This window comes from Arcticibacter sp. MXS-1 (assembly GCF_041902385.1).
Taxonomy (GTDB): Bacteria; Bacteroidota; Bacteroidia; order Sphingobacteriales; family Sphingobacteriaceae; genus Arcticibacter.
Window position 1 is genome coordinate 996320 of record NZ_CP169244.1, and the last position, 26946, is coordinate 1023265.

At 48.5% G+C, this 26946-nt stretch carries 23 protein-coding genes; 7 read left to right on the forward strand and 16 right to left on the reverse strand.

Translation table 11 applies throughout. The features are described from left to right. Window positions 1–12: 12 nt before the first annotated feature. A complete protein-coding gene (groL, locus tag ACES2C_RS04130; protein WP_374165741.1) occupies window positions 13–1650 on the forward strand; it encodes a chaperonin GroEL in 1638 nt (545 codons plus the stop codon). A gap of 93 nt (window positions 1651–1743) precedes the next feature. Beyond that, window positions 1744–2532, forward strand: coding sequence for a mechanosensitive ion channel family protein (locus tag ACES2C_RS04135; RefSeq protein ID WP_374165742.1), 789 nt, complete (start codon window positions 1744–1746; stop codon window positions 2530–2532). Between the two features lie 63 nt (window positions 2533–2595). Here ACES2C_RS04135 and ACES2C_RS04140 read toward each other — a convergent pair whose 3' ends face one another. The 13 genes from ACES2C_RS04140 to ACES2C_RS04200 form a co-directional block, all read right to left on the reverse strand. Continuing rightward, a complete protein-coding gene (locus ACES2C_RS04140) occupies window positions 2596–4095 on the reverse strand; it encodes a family 43 glycosylhydrolase (protein ID WP_374165743.1) in 1500 nt (499 codons plus the stop codon). Window positions 4096–4197: 102 nt separating this feature from the next. Then, on the reverse strand, window positions 4198–5277 hold the full coding sequence (locus ACES2C_RS04145; protein WP_374165744.1) for an aldose epimerase family protein: 1080 nt from the start codon (window positions 5275–5277) through the stop codon (window positions 4198–4200). A gap of 201 nt (window positions 5278–5478) precedes the next feature. Further along, on the reverse strand, window positions 5479–6261 hold the full coding sequence (locus tag ACES2C_RS04150; RefSeq protein WP_374166904.1) for a family 43 glycosylhydrolase: 783 nt from the start codon (window positions 6259–6261) through the stop codon (window positions 5479–5481). Further along, entirely contained in the window at window positions 6249–6542 is a 294-nt protein-coding gene (locus tag ACES2C_RS04155; protein WP_374165745.1) for a hypothetical protein, read from the reverse strand. Before ACES2C_RS04155 ends, ACES2C_RS04150 begins: the two co-directional genes overlap by 13 nt. A 136-nt stretch (window positions 6543–6678) precedes the next feature. Further along, window positions 6679–8208: a RagB/SusD family nutrient uptake outer membrane protein gene (locus tag ACES2C_RS04160; RefSeq protein ID WP_374165746.1), complete on the reverse strand. Its 1530-nt coding sequence runs from the start codon at window positions 8206–8208 to the stop codon at window positions 6679–6681. A gap of 14 nt (window positions 8209–8222) precedes the next feature. Next, entirely contained in the window at window positions 8223–10862 is a 2640-nt protein-coding gene (locus ACES2C_RS04165; RefSeq protein WP_374166905.1) for a SusC/RagA family TonB-linked outer membrane protein, read from the reverse strand. Further along, window positions 10778–11353, reverse strand: a complete 576-nt coding sequence (locus tag ACES2C_RS04170) for a carboxypeptidase-like regulatory domain-containing protein (RefSeq protein ID WP_374165747.1) — start codon at window positions 11351–11353, stop codon at window positions 10778–10780. Before ACES2C_RS04170 ends, ACES2C_RS04165 begins: the two co-directional genes overlap by 85 nt. Before the next feature lie 226 nt (window positions 11354–11579). Further along, window positions 11580–12893: a DUF58 domain-containing protein gene (locus ACES2C_RS04175; RefSeq protein WP_374165748.1), complete on the reverse strand. Its 1314-nt coding sequence runs from the start codon at window positions 12891–12893 to the stop codon at window positions 11580–11582. 71 nt (window positions 12894–12964) lie between these two features. After that, entirely contained in the window at window positions 12965–13942 is a 978-nt protein-coding gene (locus ACES2C_RS04180; protein ID WP_374165749.1) for an AAA family ATPase, read from the reverse strand. Continuing rightward, window positions 13942–15123: a DUF4350 domain-containing protein gene (locus tag ACES2C_RS04185; protein ID WP_374165750.1), complete on the reverse strand. Its 1182-nt coding sequence runs from the start codon at window positions 15121–15123 to the stop codon at window positions 13942–13944. Before ACES2C_RS04185 ends, ACES2C_RS04180 begins: the two co-directional genes overlap by 1 nt. After that, window positions 15120–15812 (reverse strand): DUF4129 domain-containing protein, encoded by a 693-nt coding sequence (locus ACES2C_RS04190; protein WP_374165751.1) that lies wholly within the window; start codon window positions 15810–15812, stop codon window positions 15120–15122. The genes ACES2C_RS04185 and ACES2C_RS04190 overlap by 4 nt, the downstream gene beginning before the upstream one ends. A 71-nt stretch (window positions 15813–15883) precedes the next feature. Beyond that, on the reverse strand, window positions 15884–16750 hold the full coding sequence (locus ACES2C_RS04195; protein WP_374165752.1) for a hypothetical protein: 867 nt from the start codon (window positions 16748–16750) through the stop codon (window positions 15884–15886). Beyond that, window positions 16716–17705, reverse strand: a complete 990-nt coding sequence (locus ACES2C_RS04200) for a stage II sporulation protein M (RefSeq protein WP_374165753.1) — start codon at window positions 17703–17705, stop codon at window positions 16716–16718. The genes ACES2C_RS04195 and ACES2C_RS04200 overlap by 35 nt, the downstream gene beginning before the upstream one ends. Before the next feature lie 90 nt (window positions 17706–17795). Between ACES2C_RS04200 and ACES2C_RS04205 the strand changes: the two genes are divergently transcribed. Next, window positions 17796–18521 carry an RDD family protein gene (locus ACES2C_RS04205; RefSeq protein WP_374165754.1) on the forward strand — a complete coding sequence of 242 codons (726 nt, stop codon included), beginning with the start codon at window positions 17796–17798 and terminating at the stop codon, window positions 18519–18521. A gap of 5 nt (window positions 18522–18526) precedes the next feature. On the opposite strand, the gene ACES2C_RS04210 is transcribed toward ACES2C_RS04205, so the two are convergent. The 3 genes from ACES2C_RS04210 to ACES2C_RS04220 are packed head-to-tail and all read right to left on the reverse strand — an operon-like array spanning window position 18527 to window position 20297. Further along, the gene (locus ACES2C_RS04210) at window positions 18527–18865 is read right to left on the reverse strand and encodes a DUF2752 domain-containing protein (RefSeq protein ID WP_374165755.1); all 339 of its coding nucleotides are present in this window, start codon (window positions 18863–18865) and stop codon (window positions 18527–18529) included. Window positions 18866–18913: 48 nt separating this feature from the next. Next, complete coding sequence (gene lipB, locus ACES2C_RS04215) at window positions 18914–19612, reverse strand: lipoyl(octanoyl) transferase LipB (protein WP_374165756.1); 699 nt, start codon at window positions 19610–19612, stop codon at window positions 18914–18916. Next, window positions 19605–20297, reverse strand: a complete 693-nt coding sequence (locus ACES2C_RS04220; RefSeq protein WP_374165757.1) for a 4'-phosphopantetheinyl transferase superfamily protein — start codon at window positions 20295–20297, stop codon at window positions 19605–19607. The genes lipB and ACES2C_RS04220 overlap by 8 nt, the downstream gene beginning before the upstream one ends. 129 nt (window positions 20298–20426) lie before the next feature. Here ACES2C_RS04220 and dcd point away from each other — a divergent pair, with 129 nt between their 5' ends. The 4 genes from dcd (at window position 20427) to ACES2C_RS04240 (ending at window position 26785) form a co-directional block, all read left to right on the forward strand. Beyond that, the gene (gene dcd, locus ACES2C_RS04225) at window positions 20427–20963 is read left to right on the forward strand and encodes a dCTP deaminase (protein ID WP_374165758.1); all 537 of its coding nucleotides are present in this window, start codon (window positions 20427–20429) and stop codon (window positions 20961–20963) included. 64 nt (window positions 20964–21027) lie between these two features. Next, window positions 21028–23721, forward strand: coding sequence for a TonB-dependent receptor (locus ACES2C_RS04230; RefSeq protein WP_374165759.1), 2694 nt, complete (start codon window positions 21028–21030; stop codon window positions 23719–23721). Window positions 23722–23774: 53 nt separating this feature from the next. Next, window positions 23775–24071 (forward strand): ATP-dependent Clp protease adaptor ClpS, encoded by a 297-nt coding sequence (locus ACES2C_RS04235; protein ID WP_374165760.1) that lies wholly within the window; start codon window positions 23775–23777, stop codon window positions 24069–24071. A 239-nt stretch (window positions 24072–24310) separates the two neighbouring features. Further along, window positions 24311–26785 (forward strand): TonB-dependent receptor domain-containing protein, encoded by a 2475-nt coding sequence (locus ACES2C_RS04240; RefSeq protein WP_374165761.1) that lies wholly within the window; start codon window positions 24311–24313, stop codon window positions 26783–26785. The last annotated feature ends 161 nt before the right edge of the window (window positions 26786–26946 follow it).

The following is a 26946-nucleotide window of genomic DNA, read 5'->3' on the forward strand; positions in this document are numbered from 1 at the left end:
AAAACAATAACAATGGCAAAACAAGTCAAATACAACGTTGAAGCGCGTGACGCCCTCAAAAGAGGTGTTGATACCCTGGCAAACGCAGTTAAAGTTACTTTAGGTCCAAAAGGCCGTAACGTGATTATCGATAAGAAATTCGGTTCTCCTGCTGTTACCAAGGACGGTGTTACTGTAGCAAAAGAAATCGAACTGAAAGACAGTTTGGAAAACATGGGCGCTCAGATGGTGAAAGAAGTTGCTTCTAAGACTGCTGATATCGCCGGTGACGGTACCACTACTGCAACCGTACTTGCTCAGGCTATCGTAACTGCTGGTATCAAGAACGTAGCTGCCGGTGCAAACCCAATGGATTTGAAGCGTGGTATTGACAAAGCTGTTGCAGCTGTCGTGGCTAACCTGAAGAGCCAGTCACAAACAGTTGGTGAAGACAACAACAAGATCAAACAAGTTGCCAGCATTTCAGCTAACAATGACGAAGTGATCGGTTCATTGATCGCTGAAGCGATGGGCAAAGTTGGTAAAGATGGTGTAATTACCGTTGAAGAAGCAAAAGGTACTGAAACTGAAGTGAAGACTGTAGAAGGTATGCAGTTTGACCGCGGTTACCTTTCTCCTTACTTCGTAACCAACGCCGATAAAATGGAAGCAGAATTAGACAATCCTTACATCCTGATCTACGACAAGAAGATCAGCAGCATGAAGGAATTGCTTCCGGTACTTGAAAAACAAGTTCAGACTGGCAAACCTCTTTTAATTATTTCTGAAGACCTTGACGGCGAAGCTTTGGCTACATTAGTAGTGAACAAGATCCGCGGTTCTCTGAAAGTTGTTGCTGTTAAAGCTCCTGGATTCGGCGACCGTCGTAAAGCTATGCTGGAAGACATCGCTATCTTAACTGGTGGTACTGTTATTTCAGAAGAAAGAGGCTACAAGCTGGAAAATGCAGACCTTACTTACCTTGGACAGGCTGAGAAAGTAGTTGTTGACAAAGACAATACTACGATCATCAATGGTGCTGGTCAGGGCGAAGATATCAAGGCTCGCGTTAACCAGATCAAGGCTCAGATCGAAACTACTACTTCTGACTACGACCGCGAAAAATTACAGGAACGTCTTGCTAAGTTAGCTGGTGGTGTTGCTGTTCTTTACGTAGGTGCTGCTACCGAAGTAGAAATGAAAGAAAAGAAAGACCGTGTTGACGATGCATTACACGCAACCCGCGCTGCTGTTGAAGAAGGTATCGTTGCAGGTGGTGGTGTTGCTTTCATCCGTGCTATCGAAGGCTTAAGCGGACTGAAAGGCGCTAACGAAGATGAAAATACTGGTATCCAGATCATCCGCCGCGCAATCGAAGAACCTCTTCGTCAGATCTGCGAGAATGCAGGAATCGAAGGTTCTATCGTAGTTCAGAGAGTAAAAGAAGGTACTGCAGACTTCGGTTACAACGCACGTACTGACTCTTACGAAAACCTGATCGGTGCTGGTGTAATCGATCCTACTAAAGTTTCCCGCGTTGCTTTGGAGAACGCAGCTTCAATCGCTGCTATGTTGTTAACAACAGAATGTGTACTTGCAGACGAACCAGAAGAAGAAAAAGCTGGTGCAGGTATGCCTCCTATGGGCGGTGGAATGGGCGGAATGATGTAATTCACCCAAACCCTGCAAAGGGACATATAAACAAAAAAGCCGGAGCAAGTCTCCGGTTTTTTTGTTTATACACTATTTTCATAAGTTTGATCAATGGAACTTTCAAAATTTTACGACAAAGCGTACGACTGGATCCTGGCCAACGGGCCGCGTCTCATACTTGCAATTTTCATCTTATTTATCGGACTCTGGCTGATCAAAATGGTCAGAAAGGCGATCGTGAGGAGTATGATGAAAAGGAACTTTGATCCCTCTCTGCAGCCTTTCATCCAAAGCATCCTCATCATTTCGCTCCAGGTCATGCTGGTACTGGTAGTTATGCAGATACTCGATGTGCAGCTCACCATTCTTACTACCGTAATCGGCGCATTAGGTGTAGCTGCAGGTCTGGCTTTATCGGGCACACTTCAGAACTTCGCAAGCGGCGTACTGATCCTCGTCCTCAAGCCGTTTAAAGCAGGAGACAACATTATCGCCCAGGGGCAGGAAGGTACTGTCTCCTCTATTCAGATCTTCTATACGGTGGTGACAACTTTCGAAAACAAGACGGTGATCATCCCGAACAGTAAGTTATCAAATGAGATCATTATCAACGTAAGCAGACAGGGAAAGCGGAGAATGGACATCGAACTGAAGTTCAGCTATGCATATGACATCGCGCAGGTTAAGGCAATTCTGGCCGAATCAGCCGAAAGCGCCAGGAACGTGCTTAATAATCCTGCCCCCCGGATTGGCGTGTCAGTACTCGAACCAGACGGATACAAGATGATGATCAATGTGTGGGTTAACTCCCACGGCTTTATTGATGCCAAACTAAATTTCCAGGAAAAGCTGATCGGTGATTTAAAATCAGCCGGAATCAAGTTACCCGGCATGACTTAAAACCGCGCGTCTTCTCAGTCAGTGAAATAACTTACAGGCCAGAAGATTTCTACATCAGAGGCATCACTCAGCCGCACTCCTGATGTAGAAATCGTCGAAAGCAGACCGTTTGCTTTCAGCGCCTTTTGATATCAGGCCCGCCCGCACCGCTCTGTCCCAGGGAGGCAGAAAAGAGCCCTCGATAAGCTCGTCATTGAGCACCTTAAAGTCTTTACCGTTGAGGCTATAAAGGAATCGGAGATCCTTTCCATTCTTAACTTCCATTCTCAGTGACAGGACGTCCTTTACAGGTATTGTCCGTTCGAGGAGAAATACAGGATTTCCTTCACGGATCACGGAAAGTCTAAGGGTATCTCCGGCAAGCGTTGTGCTCACCAGGTTCTTGTCCTCTCCGATGGCTGCAATTCCGGCTTCCGCAGTGCTGGCGGAAACAAGCAACTTAACACCTGCGGTATAACTGCCAGTATAGGTCTTCTGGGCAACAAAAGCGCCTGCTGTAGTAGCATTAGCCCCTAACAACAACTGCCCTTTCTTCAAAGTGAAATCTGGCTTCTGAAAAACACTCCACTGCCAAAGATCGCTCAACGTCTTTCCTTTAAAGTCATCGGTAATGCTGACAGGGCCTTTATTCTTTCCACTGTTGCCCGGAATGAAGCGCACCCATCCATCGGGAGTAAAGTCGAACTCCTGCAGCAAGCCCTGCCTTCCGGCAAATACGCCGCCTTTAGCTTCGTACGCGTGGTAGAGGAAATAAAACCTGCCGTCTTTCTGGACAGGCGTGCCGTGTCCGGGACACTTCCATTGATCACTACTGCTTAGAATAGGATTACCACGGTACTTTTCCCATGGCCCTGAAAGGCTCTTTGATCTGGCAACTCCGCTTACGTAGGTACAGCCAGGCCCGCAGCATCCGGCGGCAGCATAAAAGGCATAGAAGTAGTCGCCATGCCGTATCATAGACACGCCCTCTACGAGGTTTTCTTCCCATGCCTCTGAATTTCTGAACAGCTCTTTCTTTTCGCCGATCAAGGCGGTTCGCTCCTCATTCATTTCAGAAATCCATATCGGAGTAGGCTTGCCCACACTATTTGCATCCTCCTTCCAGATAATTTGAAGTTTCCCATTCTCGTCCCTCATCGGAAAGGCATCAATAGACCCGACTTCCTGACAGATCAGAGGGCCGTGGTCGGTATAAGGACCTTCCGGCTTGTCGGCACTTGCTACTGCCACACAGAGATTGCCATCTTTCTTATGCGCGGTATAGTAGACATAGACCTTTCCCTTCTCATATGTAATCTCGGGTGCCCAGAAATAATAATCGGCCCATGCAGGCGGCTCCTTAAAAATAGTGCCCTCCTGCTTCCAGTTGACCAGATCTTTGGAACGGAACAGGGGATAAACAGGTGCCCAGTTCGACGTAGTTGCACTGGCCCAGTATGTATCGCCTATTTTGACAACAGACGGATCCGGGTTATCTCCAGGAAGTACAAGCTGCTGCGCTCTTAGGCTGCCTGCCATGAGCAGTGCTAACAGCAGAAAAGTGGAGGTTAGATTTCTGGCCATAATGATATTAAAAAAAGGAAAAAGATAGATGTTGAAATGGAAGTGATGCAGCTTCTTAAGTAAAAAGAAAGGCCCCTTGCCGTTGGCAAAGGGCCTTTCTTTTTACTTAACTGTGAACTTATATACAGTAGTTGTTTTGTAGGTCTCACCGGGGCTTAAAGTTGTGGTAGGGAAAGCCGCCTGATTAGGAGAGTCAGGAAAATGCTGAGTCTCCAGGCAGAAGGCAGTACGATGCTCATCCTTGGTGCCGTTCTTCAGCGTGTGCGATCCGTCAAGAAAATTACCGCCATAAAACTGAATACCAGGTTCCTTTGAAAGCACATCCATTACGACTCCTGACTTATCTCCTTCAACAGAAGCAACTCTTTTCAGAGCTGTTGACTTCTTATCAGCAATCACAAAGTTATGGTCGTAACCCATTCCGTACTTTAACTGCTGATGTTTGTCGTTGATGCGGGCACCGATCGCTGTAGGATTACGAAAATCGAACGGCGTACCTTCTACCGGCTCCAGCTTTCCGGTTGGAATAAGGGTAGAATCAACCGGAGTATAGCGGTCAGCGAAAATTTGCAGGATGTGGTCGTTGATTGTTCCGCTTCCCTCTCCATTCAGATTAAAAAACGTGTGATTAGTAAGGTTGATAACAGTTTTCTTGTCTGTCTTTGCCTCATAGTCAATTTCAAGATCATTGGAGCCCGTTAGCGTATAGATCACCTTAACATCAAGGTTGCCGGGGTATCCTTCTTCCCCGTCTTTTGCACGGTAGGTTAACTCAAGCTGATTTGCTGATAACTGCTTTGCGTCCCATACAACTCTGGAGAAGCCTTTCGGACCACCATGCAATGCATTGGGAGGGTTATTTATAGCTAACGTATATTGCTTGCCGTCAAGGGTGAACTTCCCTTTGGCGATGCGGTTCCCGTAGCGACCGATCAGAGCGCCGAAATAAGTATCGCCGCCTTTTGTGTAATCGTCAACATTATCAAAACCATTCACCACATCGATCATTTTTCCATTTTTATCAGGCACAATCAGGCTTACTACCCGTCCCCCGTAATTGGTGATCGCTACTTGAACATTGTTATTATTCTTCAATACAAAGAGATCTGTTTTTTTGCCGTCAATCGTTTTCTGGAACGGTTCCTTTGCAGGAATTGCGGCAGGTTGAGAAGATTCAGACATATTACTAGTTTTTTGTTGTTTTGAATTAGTACAGGCCGCCAGAACAAGAAGACAGGCAGCATAAAGCCAGGGAGTTTTGAGTTGCATTTTCATTGATGGTTATAATTGTTATTTAAACGCGTAATGTTCATTTCAAACTTAGAAAATTTCCGGATAGATTCTAGTAAAGAGCTGATAAAAAAGACTGTGTTTCTTCCGGCATTATTTTGCCCCTCCCCTGCCTGAAGGTCCTTCTGATGGGACAGCAAGGGGTATTCCCTCCTTCACAGGGGTGCCGAACTCCGGTACTCCATCCTCCCTCCAGGAGAATTTCTGTGCGCGGGGTGATCTCTGCCGTCCGCAACCATCCCCCGGTTTTGAATTTGCATGATAGAGTATCCAGTCTTCAGTACCGTCGGGCGACTTAAAAAAGGAATTATGGCCGGGGGCATATACGCCGTTCTCACGCGACTGCGTGAAAACAGGCCGTTCACTTTTCCTCCAGCTAGCTGAATCCAGGAGGTTGCGCCGACCGGTAAATGTCAGAAGTCCCAGGGAATACGAGTCGGTCCAGCAGCCGCTGGCCGAGTAAACCAGGAAAAGTCTGCCCTTGTTTGAAAGGGGCTGAGGCCCCTCATTTACGCTGACATGGTGGGGATCACCCGGAAGATCTCCATCCTTCTCCCAATCAAATACCGGACTGGAAATACGGATTCGCTTTCCCTTGATCCTGAGTGGATTTTTCATCTTTGCAATGTAGATATCCTGCTGTCCATTTTTATCGCCATGCCAGCCTGACCATACCATATAGAGCTTTCCCCTGTATTCAAGCACAGAGCCATCAATGGCCCACTTGTCCGTCTTGTCGCCAATCTTCCCTTTAAACACCCACTCGCCTTTCATTGGGTCTGAGGAACGATTCTCAAGCACGAACATACGGTGGTTAATATTGTCCCCGTCATCTGCTGCAAAATAGACGTACCATCGCCCTCTCAGAAAGTGGATCTCAGGCGCCCATAGTTCTCTCGACCACGCCTTTCCGGGGGAGGATCAAAAATTACTTTTTTCTCGGCACTGGCCAGATCGGCAATACTCTTTGTTTTTCGCAGCTCAAGCCGGGAACCGGCAGTATGCATATAATAGTAATACCCGTCCTTATAAAAACTGAAAGGGTCAGCTCCCTGAGGCAAAAGAGGATTGGTGAAAGTGCCACTCTGAGGCTGGGCAAATACAGTATTAAAGAAGATGAATAAGAAAACAAGGAAAGTGGAGTGTTTATATGGCATGATGGACGACTTAAATGCAATAACAACCGCCGTTCGATTCGGTTAATCTTCGCCAAAATACCGATTATATTCCAATAGCCTGAAAACGACACGAAGAAATTCCTGACCCGGGCTGCCGGGTCAGGAATTAAAAGGACTACCAACCGGGGTTCTGACTCAAATTCGGATTGAGGTCAATCTCTCGCTGCGGCACCGGCAGGAACTCGCTGCGCCCCTTCACAAAAGTTGAAAATGCAGGATCTCTCGGAGCGAGCTGAGGTCCCAGATCGCCCCAGCGGGCAAGATCAGCCCAACGGTGGCCTTCCCCGCTCAGTTCAGTTATACGTTCGTGTTTGAGCTGTTGCAGGAACTCAGGTTGCGTCAGGCCCGGTCGTGTTGTTGACAAGGGGGCAAGGCCGGCACGCTGCCTGACCTGATCAACGTAACGGTAAGCACCGGCCGTATTTCCGGTAGCATTCAAACACTCGGCATACATGAGAAGAACGTCAGCATAGCGGATAAACCTCCAGTTATTGGGCGAACGGAATCCTTCAACGCTCTTCCAGTGATCGTTCAGGAACTTCCGGAACCAGGCCCTGTCCCTGTTGGCATTATTGGGGTACAAGGTTGCAAACGTTCTGCCATAGAAAGTGGTAAATTCAGGGCCACGAACATCGGTAGAATCGTAGAGGAAAGATGCTGCAAGACGGGGATCGCGCCCTCCGGCAGCTGTATTCTCTCTGGTGAATTCATGGATCACCCAGCGAAGTGCCTCTCCATCCGAAAAACCAATCTCAGGAGGTGCCCAGAACTGGGGAAGTGAGCTGCCTGTATTTTGATTGGGCGTTTCGGTATCATCATCCCCCGTCTCGGCAGGGTTTTCAGAGAACTGCCATTCGAACACTGACTCTGCATTATTCTCGGTGGATACCCTGAAGTTGTCGCGATAGTCGGCCATCAAACTATACACGGACTTTCCCTCCCCCTCAGCAAGCCACTGCAGCGGGGTGAGTGCTTCGCTGTATTTCTGCTGCTGCATCAGCGCTTTTGCCAGCAAGGCATAGGCAGCGCCTTTGGTTGCCCGGCCCTTATCGGCATCAGCATATGAGACAGGCAGACCTGCGGCTGCGTCCCTTAGATCTTGTTCAACCTGTGCCCACACCTCTGTTGCAGAGGAAGAGACAGGCAGATCGTTGACATTAGAGGTCTTTAGCATCAGCGGGACCCTGCCCCAGAGGTTAACCAGGTTATAGTAAAAGAGGGCGCGCAAGAATTTCGCCTCTCCCAGATATCGCTGTTTTACCGATTCTTCCATTGTAATTGCAGGCACATTATCAATCACCTGATTAGCTCTGAAAATACCGATATAGTTATCGTTCCAGATACCATACATATTCCCGTAGTTATAGTCAGTGATCTGGAAGCGATCCATATTGTTCACAATGTCGCTGGCCGGACTTCTGCTCGTCCCTTCATCAGACCGGATGACCAGGTAAAAAGGCATCCACCGCGAGATAGGCGTACGGTGAAGAGTGCTGTAAATCGCATTGACTCCTCCCAGGGCGTCTTCAGCTGTCGTCCAATAGATGTCGGACCCTATCTGATTCGGATTCTCAACGTCCAGATAATCCTTGCATCCTGCCAAACTTAGAAAACAGGCAAGGATGACGATAATATTCTTTTTCATAAGTACATTCCCTTTTAAAATTCTCCTGTAAAGCCGATAGAAAAAATACGGGCAGCAGGCCAATGTCCATTATCTACCCCCCGCTCCTGAATATTTGCGCCAGTTACATCAGGATCCAGGCCTGAGTAACCCGTGATTGTAAACAGGTTCTGCGCGCTGAGAAAGACTCGGGCATTGTTAATTTTCACCCGGCTCAAGGCAGCTTTCGGCAGACTATATCCAATCTCCACATTTCTCAGGCGGACATACGATCCGTTTTCCAGCCAGCGGTCGGTATCACTCCTGTTATTGTAGTCAATGCCGAGATCGCCTTCCTGATAACCGAGGCGGGGATCGCTGGTTCCTCTGTTCGATTCAGACCATGGACTAATGTCGCGCCTGAAGTTGGTATTCTGATAGCTATCCATTACTCTTCTTACGTCGTTGTAAATCTTGTAACCGAATACCCCTACAAACTGCAGGTTTAAGGAGAAGTCCCTGTAACTTGCATTGAACTGCGCTCCGGCCTGAAGGGATGGCCAGGGGGATCCGGCGAACACACGATCATTCGCGTTAATCTGTCCGTCATCATTCTGGTCGATGTATTTGATGTCTCCCGGCTTTGAGTAGGGCTGGATCACCGTCCCCTCAGAGTTTTTATAGTTCTGCACCTCCTCGGCGCTCTGGAACAAGCCTGCCGACCTGATGACGTACCACTCTCCAACAGGCCTTCCCACCTGTGATCTGGTATTTCCGCTCGAAATAAAATTCACTCCCTTCTCTCCGCTGATCTCTTCCACCTTATTCTTTATTGTGGTAATATTACCGGTTACGTCCCATTTGAAGTCTTTATTGGGTGTACTCCTGTAGGTAACCGCAAGTTCAATACCCCTGTTCCGTAAGGATGCAGTATTGACGTATGGGTTTCCACGCAGGTTTCCGAGGTACCCTGGAACATCGAGATTAAGGAGCGCATCTTTTGACAAGGAGTTGTAAATATTAAACTCGGCGGTAATTCTGTTACTAAGAAAGCCTGCGTCGATGCCAATATTCTGCTGAACCCTTTCCTCCCACTTGATATCCGGGTTCGCCAGCTGAGCCTGGTAGGCGCCGACGTATTGGCCTTGATCCACCCCGAACACTGCTCTGGGATTATTATTAATAAATGACGAGTAAGGCCACGAGCCGAGATTGGTTACGACAATGCCCAGCTTGCCATACGAAGCGTTAAGCTTCAGATCGGACACCCAGTCAGCCTTAAAAAACTCTTCCTTGCTGATTCTCCAGCCAGCGGCAACTGAAGGGAAAAAACCCGTCCGGTTATTCTTACCAAACCTGGAGTCCCTGTCAACACGTCCCGTTAGCGTAAGCAGGTACTTGTCTCCATAGCTGTAATTGACGCGCCCAAGGAATCCCTGGATCCGATAGTCGTCGGGTACTCCACCGTTTGATACCATCGTACCGGTGGCAGACCCAACGGTTGTAAAGTAATTACCAGCGTATTGAATGAGGTTGGTACGCCCGCCAGCTGTCGTTTCCCTCTTGACCTGCTGCTGGGTAAATCCTACCACCCCGTTCAGGCTGTGCACATCGTTAAAAGTCTTGTTAAAATTCAGAGTGTGTTCAAGCAGGAGGTTGGTGTAGCGTGCACGCTCTTCATTCACAGAACTTGGGTAGATAGACGGTCTGTACCTGAACACGCCGACTTTGCGAACATTTTTCATTAAGTCGAAACTTGCCTCAAGCCCTGCATTGAAGCGATAGTTCAGCCAGTTGGTCAGCTTCACATCTACATATGCATTCCCCACTATACGCGCGTAGTTATTCTGCAAAGTAGAAAGCTCCCTTACTGCTACCGGATTCAGGCCGAAGGTAGGGGCGGCATCGGTTCCTACACCGTACCCACCCGGATTCGCAGAGCTTACATATTCCGGCCCCCTCACCGGGATAACCGGAAGCAGCTGGGGCATATCATAGAAGGGGTTAAAATCGTTGTTTCCCGGCTCGTTGATATTGGAGTTGGTAATGAGCAGATTTTCACCAAAAGTTACGATGCCTTTCTGACTCTTGGTATTGATCCTCAAGCTCGCCCTGTTGAAATTGTTGCCTTCGGTGTACCCCTTATTGTCGAAATAGCTGCCTGATATGAGGTAAGTACCAGTCTTCGACCCGCCGGAAATAGTAAGGTTATAGTCCTGATTGCTCCCCGTCCGCAGAACTTCGTCCTGCCAGTCGGTATTAATTGCAGGATTAAAGGTAGCTTCCGCTGCGCTTGCCGGAACCGGTCGACCCGAATTTTGGTACATGGTCCTGAAGGTGGCAGCGAACTCGGTGCTGTTCATCAGGTCCCATCTTTTATAAGCCGTTTGGGTTCCATATCTTGCGGACCATCCCACCCTGGCTGGCCCCTCCCTGCCCTGCTTGGTCGTGATGATCACCACGCCGTTTGCAGCGCGCGCTCCGTAGATGGCAGCAGCTGAGGCATCTTTCAACACCTGTATCGATTCGATATCGTTATTATTGATCGTCACGTTTGCATCAGCGATCATCCCGTCAATCACATAAAGAGGGTCCGTATTCAGGAAGCTCGCTACCCCCTGATCTGGATAGAGGCGTTTTCTCCCGGCACACCTGTGTTGCGTACTGTCACCCCGGGCGACAGGCCCTGAATGGATTCGGCCACCGAATTAGTAGCTACCCTTCCCGCCTGCGCTGTGTTGATCACAGAAGCTGCACCGGTAAGATCACGTTTCCGCACGGCCTGATAACCGATCACCACCACTTCGTTCAGGGCGGTAGCCTCCTCGGCCAGCTGGACAGTAATCGTGGCCTGCCCGTTAAGTGGCACTTCTTTTGTAGTAAAACCGATGTAGGAGAATACCAGAACAGCGTTCAAATCGGGTACATTAAGCGAAAAGCGGCCGTTAATATCGGTAGAGGCCCCGGAAGCAGATCCGCGGATCTTGACACTCACTCCTGGCAAGGGTTCTCCCGAAGCTGATGTTACAGTTCCGGTAACCTGCACTCTTGCCCTTGCAGCCAATCCTGATTGAACAGAGGCACGGGCCTGAAAATAGAAGGTGCTTAAAACGCCCGCCAATAACAGGATGGTGAGAGCTTTGAGCATTGCCGCCTTAATAAAGACAGCAAATCTTTGTTTTTTCATAAGTAGAAAAATTAGTTGTTAGATATCCAATGTGAGGTAGATTGTCAGGCGTACAGGTGATCCGCCTGGTAAAAGTCAATGTATAGATTTTTCATAGCTATTTCGTTTTTCATTGGTTCTGATAATAGCTACTACAAGCAAAGCAGAAGATAGGTTTTTCTTTATTTGAAAAGAGGTATTTAACGATCCATGATAAGCTGCGGCGATTCCAGCATGAGGGGCCGGACTAAATAGCCTGCCTTGCCTTGATGGCCAGGTAGCTGTTGATGGTGTTTACTGTAAGCTGTGCGGGTGAAGTAAGAATAGATTGAATGCCATGTTGCGCGAGCTCGCGGACAATCTGTTTCTTCTCAAAAGCAAACTTTTCTGCCACCGTCTTAATATAAATTTCCTCGACATCCCTGGCCGGTTCTTCAGTAAGCCTCTTCAACTCGGTATTCTCAAAGAAGACCACCAGCAGGAGGTGAAAGCGTGCTATCTTCTTCAAAAAGGGAAGATGCCGTTCCATTGCAGCCATGCTCTCGAAGTTGGTGAAGAATACGATCAGACTCCTTTGCTTTGCAGTTGCCCTGATGGTGCTATATACCGCTTCCATATTTATCTCCAGATAGCGCGTTTTCTCCCGATAAAGCACCTCCAGTATCTTTTTCAGCTGTCGCGAGCCTTTGTCGGCAGGGACCACCGACCCTATCTTTTCAGAAGCCGTAATCAGGCCTGCCTTATCGTCCTTAATGAGGGCGATATCAGAAAGCACCAGGGAGGCGTTGATGGCATAGTCAAGCAAACTTAATCCATCAAATGGCATCTTCATCGCTCGCGACTTATCAATAACGCAATAGACGTGCTGCGACCTCTCGTCAATATACGAATTCACCATCAGTTCGCCCCTTCGGGCTGTTGCCTTCCAGTTCACCGTGCGGTAGTCATCGCCTGCTACGTAATTCTTAACCTGATCAAATTCCATGCTGTGCCCGAGACGCCTGATCTTCTTGATGCCAAGCTCGTCAAGCCTGTTGCTCAGGGCCATCAGCTCGTACTTCCGCATCTGAAGGAATGAGGGGTATACGGGCACGGTAACCGCCTGATCAAATGTGTAACGCCTGCTGACCAGTCCTAAAGGTGAGCGGACATAGACATGTAAAGATCCGAATTCATATTCCCCCCGCTTAAGCGGCTTCAAGTAATATTCAATCAGCTTATGCTCCCTGCTCTTAAGAAAGCTGCTCATCCAAAGGTCTCTTTTCTGAAACTGGAACGGGATCTCATCAATAATACCCAGTCTGACTCCAAAAGCGTAAAAGTTTTCGAGATAGATCACCACTTTATTATCGTCACTATTACTGAGTCGCTCAGGGGTGGACCTTCTGCCCATAATCCCTTCGTTCAGACGGAACATTAAAACAATGTCGGCCGCAATCAGCAGAAAGACGACGAGGGTAGCGAGCAGCGGAATATCCCCCAGCCAGGGGAAAAAGAACGAAAGCACGAACAGGAATACACACGCCGCCAGGCTCGCATACAATGCTCTGTTTAAAAACAAACTGGAATAATATTTCGAAAAAAGACTGTTCACGGCAGGGCTGACTGAAATGAGCAAAACTGAGCGCTCCCCTACCTGGGGACTTCAATTTTATGAATGATCTGTTTGATAATTTCGTCGGCCGAAACCCCCTCCATTTCCTTGTCGGGCGTAAGGATGACACGATGACGCAGTACCGGCGGAACTATCCTGACGATATCCTCAGGAGTAACAAAGTCCCTCCCGCTCATGGCGGCAATGGCTTTTGCGCTGTTTACGATCGCCAGTGATGCCCTTGGAGATGCTCCAAGGTGCAAAGCGTTGTTGTTCCTCGTACCCTGCACAATCCTGGCTACAAACTCCAGCAGCTTCTCCTCAACAAAAAGTTTTCTTACCTGATCGCGATAGCTGATGATCTGTCCTGCCGAAAGTACCGGCTTTGAATCGAACACCTTGTCTTCCGTCCTCTGGGTGTGCTGAAGGACCAGGATCTTTGTTTCCTCCTCCAGGGTAGGGTACTTTACCTCGATCTTGAAGAGGAAACGGTCAAGCTGAGCCTCTGGCAAACGGTATGTTCCCTCATGTTCGATCGGGTTCTGGGTAGCAATCACCAGAAAGGGCTGCTCCATCTTATGGGTGGTGCCGTCAACGGTAACCTGACGTTCCTCCATGACTTCAAACAATGCCGACTGGGTCTTTGCCGGAGCGCGGTTGATCTCGTCAACCAGGACGATGTTCCCAAAGACGGGGCCTTTCTTAAACTCGAACGATCCTTCTTTAGGATTAAATACCGATGTTCCCAGCACATCCGAGGGCATGAGATCAGGAGTAAACTGGATCCTGGAAAAGCCCGCATCGACGCTTCTGGCAATGAGCCTTGCCGTAAGGGTCTTAGCCACTCCGGGCACGCCTTCTATCAGGATATGACCGTCAGCCAGGATACCTGCAATCAGCAGATCAATCATTTCCTGCTGCCCGATAATAACCTTCGAAAGCGCAGCCCTGATTTCCTCTACGGATGCGTTCAGCTGGCTCAGATCTGTCCTTTGTTCAAAAAGTTCTTCTTCCATTATTGTGAGTTCTTGTAAAAAGCTTCTATCGCTTTGTTTAATTCTATAAGCTGCTGCTGTGTAACGCTGGGGTACTTCTTTACCTGCCCCACCTGCAGCATCAGTTCGAAGATAAGTTCGGCCGGCAAGCCCGACCTGGAAATAAGCCGCTCGGTAAACGCCTTATCTGCCTGATCCATTTTAAGGTTGTAGCGCGCACGGATGTATTCCTGCAGGTAGCGTACCTTCTTGCGCGCAATGTCGCCATGATCCCGCTGATCATAATAAACTCGTCCAACCTGACCCACGAATTCTGCTGTCGCATTCTTCAGAGGCTCAATAACAGGGATGATCCTCTGCCTCCGCTTCACCTCATAGAGCACAAAAAGCACCAGACTGAAAAGAGTCAGGTAATAGGCCCATGCAAGCGGCCGATACCTGAGCAATACACTCATCGGCGACTGATCTTCCAAAGCTCCAAGCACCGAAAACTCGTCCCATATTACCATCTTTCCCGCAGGAAGATAAGAAAGCGCTTTTGCTACGTATTCTGCACCCCGGGGCTGAAGCATATTGTAATTGGTAAAGAAATAGGGACCTGCCATCAGATAAAGGTACCCCTTGCCGTACTGATACCTGATAAAAGTAGGATGCCCGTGATTATTTACCCCCAATACCACTGCTTTTGCAGAGTCATAACGGCCAAAGAATTGACTGCCGATGCCTCTATTGAATGCATAGCCGCGAGGAGTTCCCAGAGCGGGATTAACAAAATTAACAGTCACTGTCTTGCTTTTATCTGCAGGAATATCCGTATTGACAGTCAGATGCAGGGAATCAGTCAGGTAGCTCCCCATGTGATAAGCGGCAATAAATACGTTATTCCCTCTCCGCATAAATTTCTCCAGCTGACGGAAATCATACTCATCTACTCGCGCCGACTCCGCCACGATGAGGTAAGATCCAGCCATGAGACTGTCTTCCACGAGCGCTACGTAAGGTGCCTGTCTTTCCGCCCGGATTGCTGCCCCTGGAAAGATATCAGACAACCTGTTGTATGTAACATAGGTCCCATAGGGGATCTTGTCAGTCCGCTCAAAGCTGACCTTCCAGTTTACCGGCTTCGGCTTATTATACTGAGCAATCAGGTAGAAAACCAGTAAAGCTGTTCCGACAGACAAGTAAATCCTCAGATCTTTCATCTTCCTGCCCCCTTGTTAAAGCCGGTAAATGAAGTCCTGATCTTTTCAAAAGCTGCCGCATCAACAGGAAAGCTGCCATACCACACGTACTCAAATTCTCTTGTCAGGACACTGAATTGCTGCCTCTGCTCCTGTTGTTTCAGCTCCCGAATGTAATCCGAGTTCGTCTTGTCGGCTTCCCATTTAATACGACCGGCGTCATTAAGCCGCTTTAAGGTCTTGAGGTACATCAAACGCACGGCAAAGCGAAAGTCTCCTGCCCGCACCGATCTGTCAATCTCCTCATCAAATGAAATTTCGTGTATGTTCTCCAGCGATTCCTGATACGGTACTTCGACACGTTTTGCCTTTCCGGAAAGAAGGAGTGACAGGTCTACTCCCCGCATCTTGACGATCAGCAAGATAACTGCCCCCGCGGCAAGAAGCAGGATGATTGTATTCCAGAAGGTATTCGACGTAGAAAAAACCGAATGCTGGAGCCCTCTGAACAAGCTCCACACCCAGATCCAGAACCTTTGCCACCATGATGGAGAAACCGATCCGCCCTCCTCATTATACACAAAGTCCGGGTCTGCCTTATACCCCTGCAGCCGCTTCGCATCAAACTGCCTTACCGTGACAAAAGAGCTGTCGGTACGAACACCAGGAGCTCCGCTAATATGAGATGCGGGCAGCAAAAGCATAACCATGAGGAGGAATTTTACCGCCGTCCTCAGCCTCGGATACGAGAAAAGAAAAAATACAGATCCTTTCACTTTTACTAATATTGTTCTTCAGGCAGGTCTGCAGCATCATCCCCTTTTCCGATGCTATTGATCCGATCGCTTAAAGACGTTCCCTCCTTTTCCTCTACGAGACTAAAGTAGGCCAAACCAGCTGTAATCAGCACGATCACGAGCAGTATCTGCGAAAGATATTGAACAACTGTAGCTGCGATTAGCATAGGCAGCGACAGCTTCAGGTTACCAAGTAACAAACCAGCTCCCGTGGCAATGCCAAAAGGCATCACAAAAAGCATCATCACCGCGTAACTAACAACCGACAGAATAAACATTGCGCCGAAGGTAGCCCACCAGTGCCCGCTTATCAGGCGAAAACCCCGGTCGAATGAATAAGTGAGAGAGCCATTCTCGATCACCATGATGGCCAGCATCAGGGTAACAACGGGCCAGAGGTATAGTCCCGGAAGCACGCAGAACATCATTCCGATGCCTACCAGAAGTCCCAGCACCAGCTGAGCACCGCTTACTCTCCAGAAATAATACCTTACCTGCTCCCATACCTCCTGGGGAGTAGGTGCTTCGTTCCCTTTATCCTTGTACAAGCCCATGTAAGAGAAGGTGGTAATGCAGAGGAGCACATAAAAAATGAATACAAGCACCCAGCTTAAAACCATTTCCCATCCGTAAAACTGAAACGGATCGCGGCGAAGGCTCTCTTCTGTCAGGATCCCTGCCAGCCGGTTTTGTTGCATGACAGCCACAACGGTCATGGCCACCAGCAAAAAGCCGCAAATGGAAAAATATACTTTCAATAGTGGCTTTAAGTTCTCCCTAACGAAAAGAAAGGTATCGTTAATCAGCTGACCAAAGTCACGGCTCTTCCTCAGTTCTAATTTTTGTTCCATCTGCTATAAGTGAAGTTTGTTTTTTTGCAAGTTGGGCCGGGTACAAAATAACGTACCAGACGATAAAGATAAGAGATAAGAGCAGGATTGAGGCCGACGACCACCCGGGCATTCCGGTGTGGCGGGTCACGAAGCCCTCCAGGAACGCGGCGCAGATAAAGATCGGAACCAGGCCAATCACAATTTTCAAGCCTTCTTTCGCCCCACGTTGCAGCGATTGCAGCCTCGTAAAGGTGCCGGGAAATAAAATACTGTTTCCCAGGGCCAGTCCCGCTGCACCAGCTATCACAATTGCGGAGATCTCAAGAGTGCCGTGGATCCAAATCACCAGAACAGAACTCATGCCCAGGCCTTTACTGAAAAAGTAGTACTGAAACGCTCCCAGCATTACACCGTTACGGAGAAGGCTATAAAGCGTGCCCACACTGAGGAATATCCCCAGAACAAAGGCAAGAAATGACACGTAGATATTATTAAAGGCAATCTGCAGGAACATCAGGAACTCGCCCTGCTGCTTGTAGACGCCGAAAGGATCGCCCTTTGCAATATTCTCATTGGTCATACTAACGTATGAGTCGCCCATAATGAGTCGCACAAACCGGTTGTCGTACTTTGCAGAGAAAGCTCCGAGCAGGCAGAAAGCCATAAAGAACAAAAAGGAATAAATTAAGTGCTTGCGGTGCCTGTGAAAGAGCAATGGCAATTCATATCGCCAGAAGGAAATGAAGCGGCTCCGCTTCTCTTTTTTATTCTTATAGATCGACTGGTGGAACTTCCCGGCAAGGGCATTCAGATAAGACGTGGTCTTTGACCTGGGATAAAACGTCCGCGCATAGGCCAGGTCATCCGTAATCTTAATAAATCGCTCGGCCAAAACATCGGGGTCTTTTGTATGAAGCTTCTCAAACTCCTTCCATTTTTCCGAATTTTGCTTTACAAATAACGCTTCCCGCATTGAATCGTCCGGTTTAGATATTTGCAGTTAAAATACTCACAAAAATCATATCCCCAAAAAAGTTTAAATTAGTGCCGCATTCCAAAGCAGATGAACACGATAAAAATAACGACCAGCCAGAATATTGAGATCCATTACGATGTAGCGGGTCCGGCCGAAAGGATACTGGGCTACCTCATCGACATGGCGCTGTTTATTATACTTTTTCTTGCGCTCGGTATTTCCATCGCACTGGCTGATAAACGTCCAAGTGATATTGTGCTTGGTTTCATTATCATTGGGTGCTTTTTGATTTTCGGTGCATATGATCTTGCCTGTGAAATATTTTTCAACGGACAAAGCCTGGGCAAACGTATCATGAAAACGAGGGTGATCTCGCTGAGTGGTACCTCTCCTACCATCGGACAGTACTTACTCAGATGGCTGTTCCGGATCGTCGACTTTTCACTTACTTCCAATGTCGGCGCCCTTATCGCGGTTGCCGTTACCGAGAAGAAACAACGGATCGGCGATCTGGTTGCCGGTACCACCGTGATCAGAACTGTACCCAGAGAAACGATCGACCAGGTCGCATTCATACCCCCGGAAGAAAACTACACGCCTGTTTATCCTGAAGCCGCAGAGTTGAAGGATAAGGATATTGCCCTCATTCACGAAATCCTCGAGAACTTTAAAAAGAGCGGCAATTATACCCTGCTTCATCAGACGGGGTTAAGAGTAAAAGATGCACTGAAAATCGAGAACAAAGGCCAGGACGATTACACCTTCCTCCAAACGGTCATCAAAGACTATAACTACTACTCCTCAAAAATATAAGCTGGTCAGCACCAGGGAAGGTTCCGCAACACAGAGAACGACAGCAGAACAATAGCAATCGTCAAGCAGGCCCCGAGCCGTGGGATATGGGGTAAGTTCAGTCGCTTACTCAGGAAACTCCGTTTCAACGCCCACCACAAAACCAGCAAGGGAAGGCCGGCAGCAAAAAGCACGTTATGCTGCACTGCCTCTCTAAGGTTTCCATGGAGAAGTGCATGAAATGCTCGCTGAGAGCCGCAACCAGGGCAAGACCATCCCGTCATCTCATGAAAAGGACAGCGGGGGAAAAATGATACGAGCCGGGGATTGAAAACATAATACAGGACTACGGCAGCAGCAGCCATAAGGAGGAGCAGTAAGCGATATATGTCCAGCCTCTTTTCCACGGAATGCTAAATAAGGTCCATCCCAAACAGGCTGCTGATGTTTTTCTTCAGAACTTCTTTCACGCCCGCTACATCAACGCGGCCTCCCAGCTCACGCTCCATAGACGTTACATCTTTATCGTCGATTCCGCAGGGCACGATATTACCGAAATAACCAAGATTGGCGTTCACATTAAAAGCAAAACCGTGCATGGTTACCCAGCGGCTGCATCGCACGCCCATGGCGCAGATCTTTCTTGCCTTTTGATTGTCAGCATCAAGCCACACGCCTGTGTATCCGGGATAGCGGCCCGCTTCTATACCGTATTCCCTTAGGGTCAGTATAATAGCTTCCTCAAGTGTACGCAGATACAGGTGTATATCCGTGAAGAAATTGTCGAGATCCAGTATCGGATAGCCAACAATTTGCCCGGGTCCGTGATAGGTAATATCCCCGCCCCGGTTGATCTTGTAGAAGGATGCATGCTGATCTTCCAGGCCCTGCTCGTCAAGAAGCAGGTTTTCCTGCTTCCCGCTTTTTCCAAGGGTATAAACATGAGGGTGCTCTACAAACACGAGATAGTTATCAGTAGGATTATCGGTACCCTGATTCCGGTTAGAAGTTTTAGCAGCCACTACAGATGCAAACAACTTTTCCTGCCTGTCCCAGGCTTCCTGGTAGTCAACCAGTCCCCAATCCTGAAAATGTACTTTTTTGTTAATCATTTTGCTTCATAAACGCGTCCTGAAGTAGCGGGTCTTTCATTTCCTGACAGCCCGATACATAGCCGATCATGTAATCATGAAAGCTCTCATATTTAACCACAAACTGCTTGCATACCTGATCTGCCTCCAAAACGGCATAAAACTCGCCCTCCATCGCGAAGGAGAAAGGCTGCAGATGAATGTGGTCCTTAAAGGACACCGTCCGTTTACCCTGCAGCTTGTAGATCGCCTCCTTGGCACACCAGCAAACATAAAGATGCATAATACGGTTGGAAGGATCAATGAACTGAACTTCGGCGGGCGTGAGGAACTTATCCTCTATCCGTACAATCTTTTCCTTCACCAGCTCGATATCAATGCCTACAGGCTTATCCTCGCTAATCATGACTGCCGCATAGTCAAACGAGTGACTCAGTGAAATCTGATGTGGAAAGTTAACAAGATAGGGCTTACCGTGCTCATCAACACGACAGTCGATATAGTCGCCGGTATTCAGCATCTCCCTCAGCAGCACACGGGTGCTCAGCCAGTGCAGATTTCTCTTGCCGTTGTTCAAACCTTCGAAGTAGGCTTTCTCCTCACTGTTGAGCTGCAGCCTTGAATACAGATCTTCCGCGCTCTCCTCAATCTTCCAGACAGCAAACGCTGTCTTCTCGTCGAGCTGCTTTTGAAAAGCAAGTGCCATTATTTATCTTTTCTAAAGGACATACAATAATACTACAAACGAAGGCAAATCAGGGCTGTTTTCAAAAAAATGAAGCAGCTGTGAAATAGTGAAAAATATATTCCCTAATTTAGTGGAACCGTTAGCATTATGATTCTCTCAGACAAACGCATTCTTGAAGAAATAGAAAAAGGCAGCATCATAATTGAACCTTTCAATCGTGAGTGCCTGGGTACCAACTCGTATGATGTTCATTTGGGAAAGTACCTGGCTACCTATAAGAACCGCGTTCTTGACGCCCGTATTCATAATGAGATCGAACATTTTGAGATTCCCAAAGACGGTTTTGTCCTTCAGCCCAATACCCTTTATCTTGGTGTCACAGTTGAATACACCGAAACTCACCTCCATGTGCCCTTCCTCGAAGGAAAATCAAGTACAGGGAGATTGGGTATTGATATTCATGCTACCGCAGGAAAAGGCGATGTCGGCTTTTGCAACACCTGGACCTTAGAGATCTCTGTCACCCAACCTGTCAGAATATACTCGGGAATGCCCATCGGGCAATTAATTTACTTCGAAGTTGCCGGCGAGATTGAAACGTTTTACAACTCAAAGGGCAACGCTAAATACAATCGTAAAACGACAAGGCCCGTAGAAAGTATGATGTGGAAAAATACTTTCTGAGCCAGTGCGTTATAGAGTAACAAAAGCCTCATAAAGAACCTATTGGGGCTCTATTATTAGCATTATGAAGAGCCGGTATTTTCTGTTCGTCTTTATCCTGCTGCTTTCAGGATATGGATTTGCCTTTATGCCTCAGGATAATCCGCTGGACACCATTCTTTCGCGACTGGCAAAAATGAGAGATGAGTTTCCGCAGGAAAAAGTACATATACACACTGACAGGCCTTACTATACAGTTGGCGACACCATCTGGTTTAAGGCCTACATCGTTCATGCTGAACAGAACGCCCTGTCGAACCTGAGCAAGATCCTCTATGTTGACCTTATCAACGAAAAGGATTCCCTCAAGAAGAGTTTGCGACTGCCTGTAGTTGCCGGCCTTGCATGGGGCGACTTTGTTCTGCCCGACTCTCTGGCCGAAGGTAACTACCGGCTTCGCTCCTACACCAACTGGATGCGGAACTTCGGAGAGGAATACTACTTCGACAAAGTAATTAAAGTGGGGAGTGCGTACACCACCCGGGTGATCGGAAACGCCAGCTATGTGTTCAACAAGATCGGCGAGAAAGAAAACGTGGGCGCTGTGATCACCTATACCGACGTAAAGGGAGAACCGATGGGCGGAAAGGAAGTGTCATATACTGTTCAGATGGAAGCAAGGAATATTGCCAAAGGGAAAGGTGTAACCGACGCACAGGGCAGGCTCACCATTAACTTTACCAATTCCCAGCCTTTCATTCTGAAGTCGGGAAGAGTGAACACTACACTGAAACTGGACGAAAAGACAAGCGTCACCAAGTCCTTCCCATTAAAGGCAACCTCCTCCGAAACCGACATTCAGTTGTTCCCTGAGGGCGGGCAGCTGGTGACAGGATTACGTTCCAAGGTCGGCTTTAAAGCGGTACGAGCCGATGGCCTCAGCCAGGGAGTAAGCGGCGAAGTGCGCGACCAGGACAACACGGTGGTAGCTGAATTTAAGTCTGAACATGCCGGCATGGGCTTCTTTGCACTCACGCCTCAGGAAGGCAAGACCTATACCGCAACAATTACCTTTACCGACGGGTCTCAGAGACGTATCGCCGTACCCCTGGCACAGCCATCGGGCTATGTACTTTCGGTCGGAAATAACGATCCCGGCAACCTGTCCGTCAGGGTCCTTGCTTCTGCCGACCTGGTAGGCAAAGGAGAAGTGACGCTCGTTGCACAATCCAACAGTCAGATCAAATATGTGGCAAAGAACGATATGACAACCGCATCTTTGTCGGCAGTGATTCCCAAGAAACGCTTCGATACAGGCATCCTGCAGCTTACTTTATTTTCGCCGGCATACCAGCCTGTTGCAGAGAGGCTGGTCTTCATCAGCCGTCCGTCGTCATTCAACTTATCTGCCACGACTGACAAGGCAACGTACCGCACCAGGGAGAAGGTCAAACTCGCGATAAACGTGGCCGACACTGCAGGCAAGCCGGTGATAGGAAATCTGTCGCTGTCCGTGATCAACGAATCGAAGGTTCCGTTTGATGATGTGAACGAAACGACGATCCTGTCTAATCTGCTTCTTAGCTCCGACCTTAAGGGCTATATTGAAAAACCGAACTACTATTTTACAGAGCCCGATGAAGAAAAGCTGAGGCATCTTGACAATCTGATGCTGACCCAGGGCTGGAGACGCTTTACGTGGAAAAGCCTGCTGACAGGTACCTATCCCAGCATCTCCTTTCAGCCGGAGAAGAGCCTGAGCATTAGCGGACGGGTGAAAACACTGGGTGGAAAACCTGTGACCGGGGGCAAAGTACTGCTGCTGGCCTCTAAGGGAAGTATGATGATCCTCGATACGGTAACCGATACAGAGGGCCGGTTCAGGTTTGACAACCTGAGCTTTACAGACAGCACACGAGTAGTGATCCAGGCCAGGAATGCAAAGGATAAAAAGAATGTTGATATAGAGATCGACCGCGTACCACCTCAGCTGGTGACCAGAAGCAAGAATAGTCCTGACGTGGAAGTGAATGTCAACTCAAGCTTGATGCCTTATCTCCAAACCCGGAACAGGGACTACGAGGAGCTAAAGAAGCGTGGCATGTTAAGACGCAACATCATGCTGGAAGAGGTAAAGATTGTAGAGAAGAAACAGCCTGTACGCAACTCGGCCAATCTCAACGGAGCCGGTCATGCAGATGCCATTATCACAGCCGAGAAACTTCAGAACTGTGTAACGATCGACCAGTGCCTCTGGGGCGTGATGGGCGTAATGGTCAGAAATGGCATCGCTTATTCCACCAGGAGTCCGAACACGCCGATGCAGCTTATCCTCGACGGAATGTATATGGATCCCGAGTTCCTCACCTCCATCGTTCCGCAGGACGTGGAATCAATAGAAGTCCTGCGAACAGTAGGCAACACGGCCATCTATGGAATGAGAGGCGGAGGCGGTGTACTCGTCATCAACACCAAACGGGGCGAGCCTAACTACTCGTATAAAACGTATGTTCCGGGCATTACCACCTACAATCCTCAGGGGTATTACATCGCCCGCGAGTTTTACGCACCAAACTACGATGATCCTAAGATCAGTAAGGACTTGCCCGACCTCCGTACAACGGTATACTGGACTCCAAACGTCCTAACCGACTCTACCGGTAAGGCAGCAGTCTCCTTTTTCACTGCAGGAGAACCTGGTACCTATAAAGTAGTAACCGAAGGACTCGATGGCAAAGGGGGCATCGGCCGGCAAGTTTACCGTTTCAAGGTAAATTAATGGATTGAAGGTTGGCTTTCAACCTTCAATCCATTTCTATAAATTTGCAGGCTATGATGATTCGCTTTGCAGGAACTGAGACAGAAGTTGAAACCTTTACACTCGAAGAAGTACTGGCAGGATTAAAATCAAGCCACAAGCTTATACTGTGGAACGATGAGGTTAATACCTTCGACCACGTAATCCATTGCCTCATTAAATACCTCGACTATTCAGAACCGCAGGCAGAAAAAATCGCATGGACAGTCCACAACGACGGCAAGTGTGCCATCCTGGAAGGGTCCTTCACCGAACTCGAAGTTTACCGCAAAATACTCCAGCAGGAAGGCCTGACGGTAAGTATTGACTAGCATTCAGAAAACAGCAATCAGCTATCAGTCCTGGTATAGCAGTAAGGACTGCGAGATAGGATGTTCTTCATGTACCAGTAAGGGAAACGGATCTTCACCCGCGACGTTTACATCAGCCGCTGATGCTGACACCTGATTGCCGAGAGCTAATTGCTTCCAAAGTAATAATGCAGTTACCCTGCCCGCTTTTATCCTCAATCACTTTTCTTTGCATTCGCCCCAGAAGAAAGCAGACGGATATGAAGATTTATACGATTTTATTTTTATTCCTTTCCACCTATGTGTCAGTAGCTTACACACAGACACAAACAGGAAAGATAAGCGGAAAGGTCCTGGACGCTTCCAGCGGGCGGCCTGTCGACTTCGCCACGGTGGCTGTTATTAATAAAAGCACAGGAAAAGCGGTGAAAGCGGCACAAACGAATCAGGACGGACGCTTTACCCTGGGGCTGATCCCCTATGGAACTTTTACCGTGAAGGTCAGCTTTGTGGGTTATAAACCATTTGTAAAAGATCAGGTATCGGTCTCTGCCCAGCAGCCCGCAATAGAACTGGGTGAGATTAAAATATCAGCGGCCAAATCAAGCATGCTGAATGAAGTTGTGGTACAAGGACAAAAAAGCACCATCCAGCTTGGTGTAGACCGTAAGGTGTTCAGCGTCGATCAGAGCATCGTAAGCGAAGGGGGCTCGGCCACGGACCTGCTCACCAATGTGCCAACCGTCTCCGTAGACCTCGACGGCAATGTCAGTCTGCGCGGATCAGGCAGCGTGCGGGTGCTCATTGACGGACGCCCCTCAGCCATCGGAGGCGGCGATATGGCAGCCGTGCTGCAGTCGCTCCCCGCAAGTTCCATCGAAAACATTGAACTTATCACCAACCCATCCGCCAAATACGATCCCGAAGGCCAGACAGGGATCATCAACATCGTCCTCAAGAAGAACAAGAAGATCGGATCCAACGGCTCCGTTTCGCTTTCCATGGGAAACCGTGATAATTACAACGCGAGCACCAACCTCAGCTACCGCAGCGGAAAGGTAAACCTCTACGGAAACTACAGTTATCGCTATGCCAACCGTTTAGGCAATGGTTTCAATAACACACTCTTTGCCGGCTCAGGGCGGGTGGTAAACAATTCCAGCGAATCCAAAAGACATAATGTAAACCACACGGCAAAAGTCGGAATGGATTATTTCATCAATGATAAAACCACCCTGGGGGCATCAGGCAACCTGAACTTCAGAACCGGTAAGGACACAGAGGGCATCAGCTACCTGTACAACAACTATAGCAGCGACCTTAACGGCACCAGTCTGCGCAACTCCCGCGAAGACGAAAAAGAGAATGGATATGACCTTAGCCTTGATTTCAGCAGACGCTTCAAAAAGCAGGGCGAAGAACTGACCGCGAACTTCTCTTTCGGCAAACGTGACGAGAATGAAGACGAGCGGTTTAATCAGGACTTTTATCAGTTCTCAGGAGTACAGCGCGACACCGTGGACAGAAGACTTTCGCAGAACGAATCGGCCGGCGAAAACTATAATATCCAGGTGGACTATACCCTTCCCTTCTCACAGCAGCAAAAACTGGAAGCGGGTTACAGAAGCACCATTCGCACAAGTGATGACTCGCAGGTATCAGACCGCTATAATTACCGCCTGGACCAGTATTACCGCGATTATAATCTTACTAACGATTTTTCGCTGGAAGATATCGTGCATGCGGCCTACACCAGTTACCAGAATCAGATCACAAAAAGTTTCGGTTTCCAGGTTGGACTGAGAGCTGAACAGGCCTATTTAAATACTGAATACCGCAGTCTGGATACCGCCTCAGGAATCCAGCAGAGCACGAAAGGTAAGCTAGACTATTTCAGAGTCTATCCCAGTATTTTTCTTACACAAAAACTGAAGAACGATCACCAGATCCAGCTGAGCTACACCCGGAGGGTAAACCGCCCCAGAGGCTGGCAGGTGAATCCCTTCCGCGACATATCAGACCCTAACAACATCCGCGTAGGCAACCCGAATCTGAAGCCGGAAGACATCCATTCGTTTGAGCTTAGCCATATGAAATACTGGAAGGCGCTCACCCTAACATCGTCTCTATATTTCCGCCAGGTCAACGACGGAGTCGAAGGGATTCAAACGCCGATAGACAGCACCACCACGCTCACCCAGTTTGCAAACTTTTCCAAAAACCAGGCAGCGGGTCTTGAAGTTATAGGAAGAGCAGACATCACAAAAGGCTTTAACCTCACCGCCAACTTTAACTTGTTTTACAACAAGATCTTTGAAAATGAGACGTTCGGGATCAAGGGTAACAGCGGGTATAACTGGACGGGCAACATAACGGCAAACATCAGCCTTCCGCTGAACCTGTCGACCCAGTTAAACGCAAATTATATGGGCCCAAGGATAACAGCACAGGGACGGGGGCGACAGATGTTTGGCGCCGATGCAGCAGTAAAGATGGATGTTCTGCAAAAGAAGGCGAGCATTGCCTTTAACGTCAGGGACGTCTTCAACACCCGCAGGTGGGGAGGAGTTACCGAAACGCCTGCCTTTACCCGGGAGTTCCGGCGACGGATGCTTGGCCGCATGGCCACACTCACATTCAGTTACCGCTTCGGCCAGACCGAAACGCAGCAGCGTAATAAAAGGAACAACCGCAATCAGGACCAGCAGGGAGATTTCCAGAGCGAAGAATTTTAGAGGTTTACCCTTCTGCCATAACCAGGAGGACAGCGCGTCCAGATACCCCTGAATCCGCCCCAAATCTTGTTCAAGGCTAGTCCTTCGCTGCAAAAAACCTCCGAATACGATGTCCCTGACTCGGCCCTGGGAGGACATGAGGCCGAGGTGACGGCGATACG

Coding starts and splice junctions, on each gene's coding strand:
- groL (WP_374165741.1), top strand. CDS start 13: ATGGCAAAACAAGTCAAATACAACGTTGAAGCGCGTGACGCCCTCAAA.
- ACES2C_RS04135 (WP_374165742.1), top strand. CDS start 1,744: ATGGAACTTTCAAAATTTTACGACAAAGCGTACGACTGGATCCTGGCC.
- ACES2C_RS04140 (WP_374165743.1), bottom strand. CDS start 4,095: ATGGCCAGAAATCTAACCTCCACTTTTCTGCTGTTAGCACTGCTCATG.
- ACES2C_RS04145 (WP_374165744.1), bottom strand. CDS start 5,277: ATGTCTGAATCTTCTCAACCTGCCGCAATTCCTGCAAAGGAACCGTTC.
- ACES2C_RS04155 (WP_374165745.1), bottom strand. CDS start 6,542: ATGCCATATAAACACTCCACTTTCCTTGTTTTCTTATTCATCTTCTTT.
- ACES2C_RS04160 (WP_374165746.1), bottom strand. CDS start 8,208: ATGAAAAAGAATATTATCGTCATCCTTGCCTGTTTTCTAAGTTTGGCA.
- ACES2C_RS04170 (WP_374165747.1), bottom strand. CDS start 11,353: ATGAAAAAACAAAGATTTGCTGTCTTTATTAAGGCGGCAATGCTCAAA.
- ACES2C_RS04180 (WP_374165749.1), bottom strand. CDS start 13,942: ATGGAAGAAGAACTTTTTGAACAAAGGACAGATCTGAGCCAGCTGAAC.
- ACES2C_RS04185 (WP_374165750.1), bottom strand. CDS start 15,123: ATGAAAGATCTGAGGATTTACTTGTCTGTCGGAACAGCTTTACTGGTT.
- ACES2C_RS04190 (WP_374165751.1), bottom strand. CDS start 15,812: ATGGTTATGCTTTTGCTGCCCGCATCTCATATTAGCGGAGCTCCTGGT.
- ACES2C_RS04195 (WP_374165752.1), bottom strand. CDS start 16,750: ATGGAACAAAAATTAGAACTGAGGAAGAGCCGTGACTTTGGTCAGCTG.
- ACES2C_RS04200 (WP_374165753.1), bottom strand. CDS start 17,705: ATGCGGGAAGCGTTATTTGTAAAGCAAAATTCGGAAAAATGGAAGGAG.
- ACES2C_RS04205 (WP_374165754.1), top strand. CDS start 17,796: ATGAACACGATAAAAATAACGACCAGCCAGAATATTGAGATCCATTAC.
- ACES2C_RS04210 (WP_374165755.1), bottom strand. CDS start 18,865: ATGGCTGCTGCTGCCGTAGTCCTGTATTATGTTTTCAATCCCCGGCTC.
- lipB (WP_374165756.1), bottom strand. CDS start 19,612: ATGATTAACAAAAAAGTACATTTTCAGGATTGGGGACTGGTTGACTAC.
- ACES2C_RS04220 (WP_374165757.1), bottom strand. CDS start 20,297: ATGGCACTTGCTTTTCAAAAGCAGCTCGACGAGAAGACAGCGTTTGCT.
- dcd (WP_374165758.1), top strand. CDS start 20,427: ATGATTCTCTCAGACAAACGCATTCTTGAAGAAATAGAAAAAGGCAGC.
- ACES2C_RS04230 (WP_374165759.1), top strand. CDS start 21,028: ATGAAGAGCCGGTATTTTCTGTTCGTCTTTATCCTGCTGCTTTCAGGA.
- ACES2C_RS04235 (WP_374165760.1), top strand. CDS start 23,775: ATGATGATTCGCTTTGCAGGAACTGAGACAGAAGTTGAAACCTTTACA.
- ACES2C_RS04240 (WP_374165761.1), top strand. CDS start 24,311: ATGAAGATTTATACGATTTTATTTTTATTCCTTTCCACCTATGTGTCA.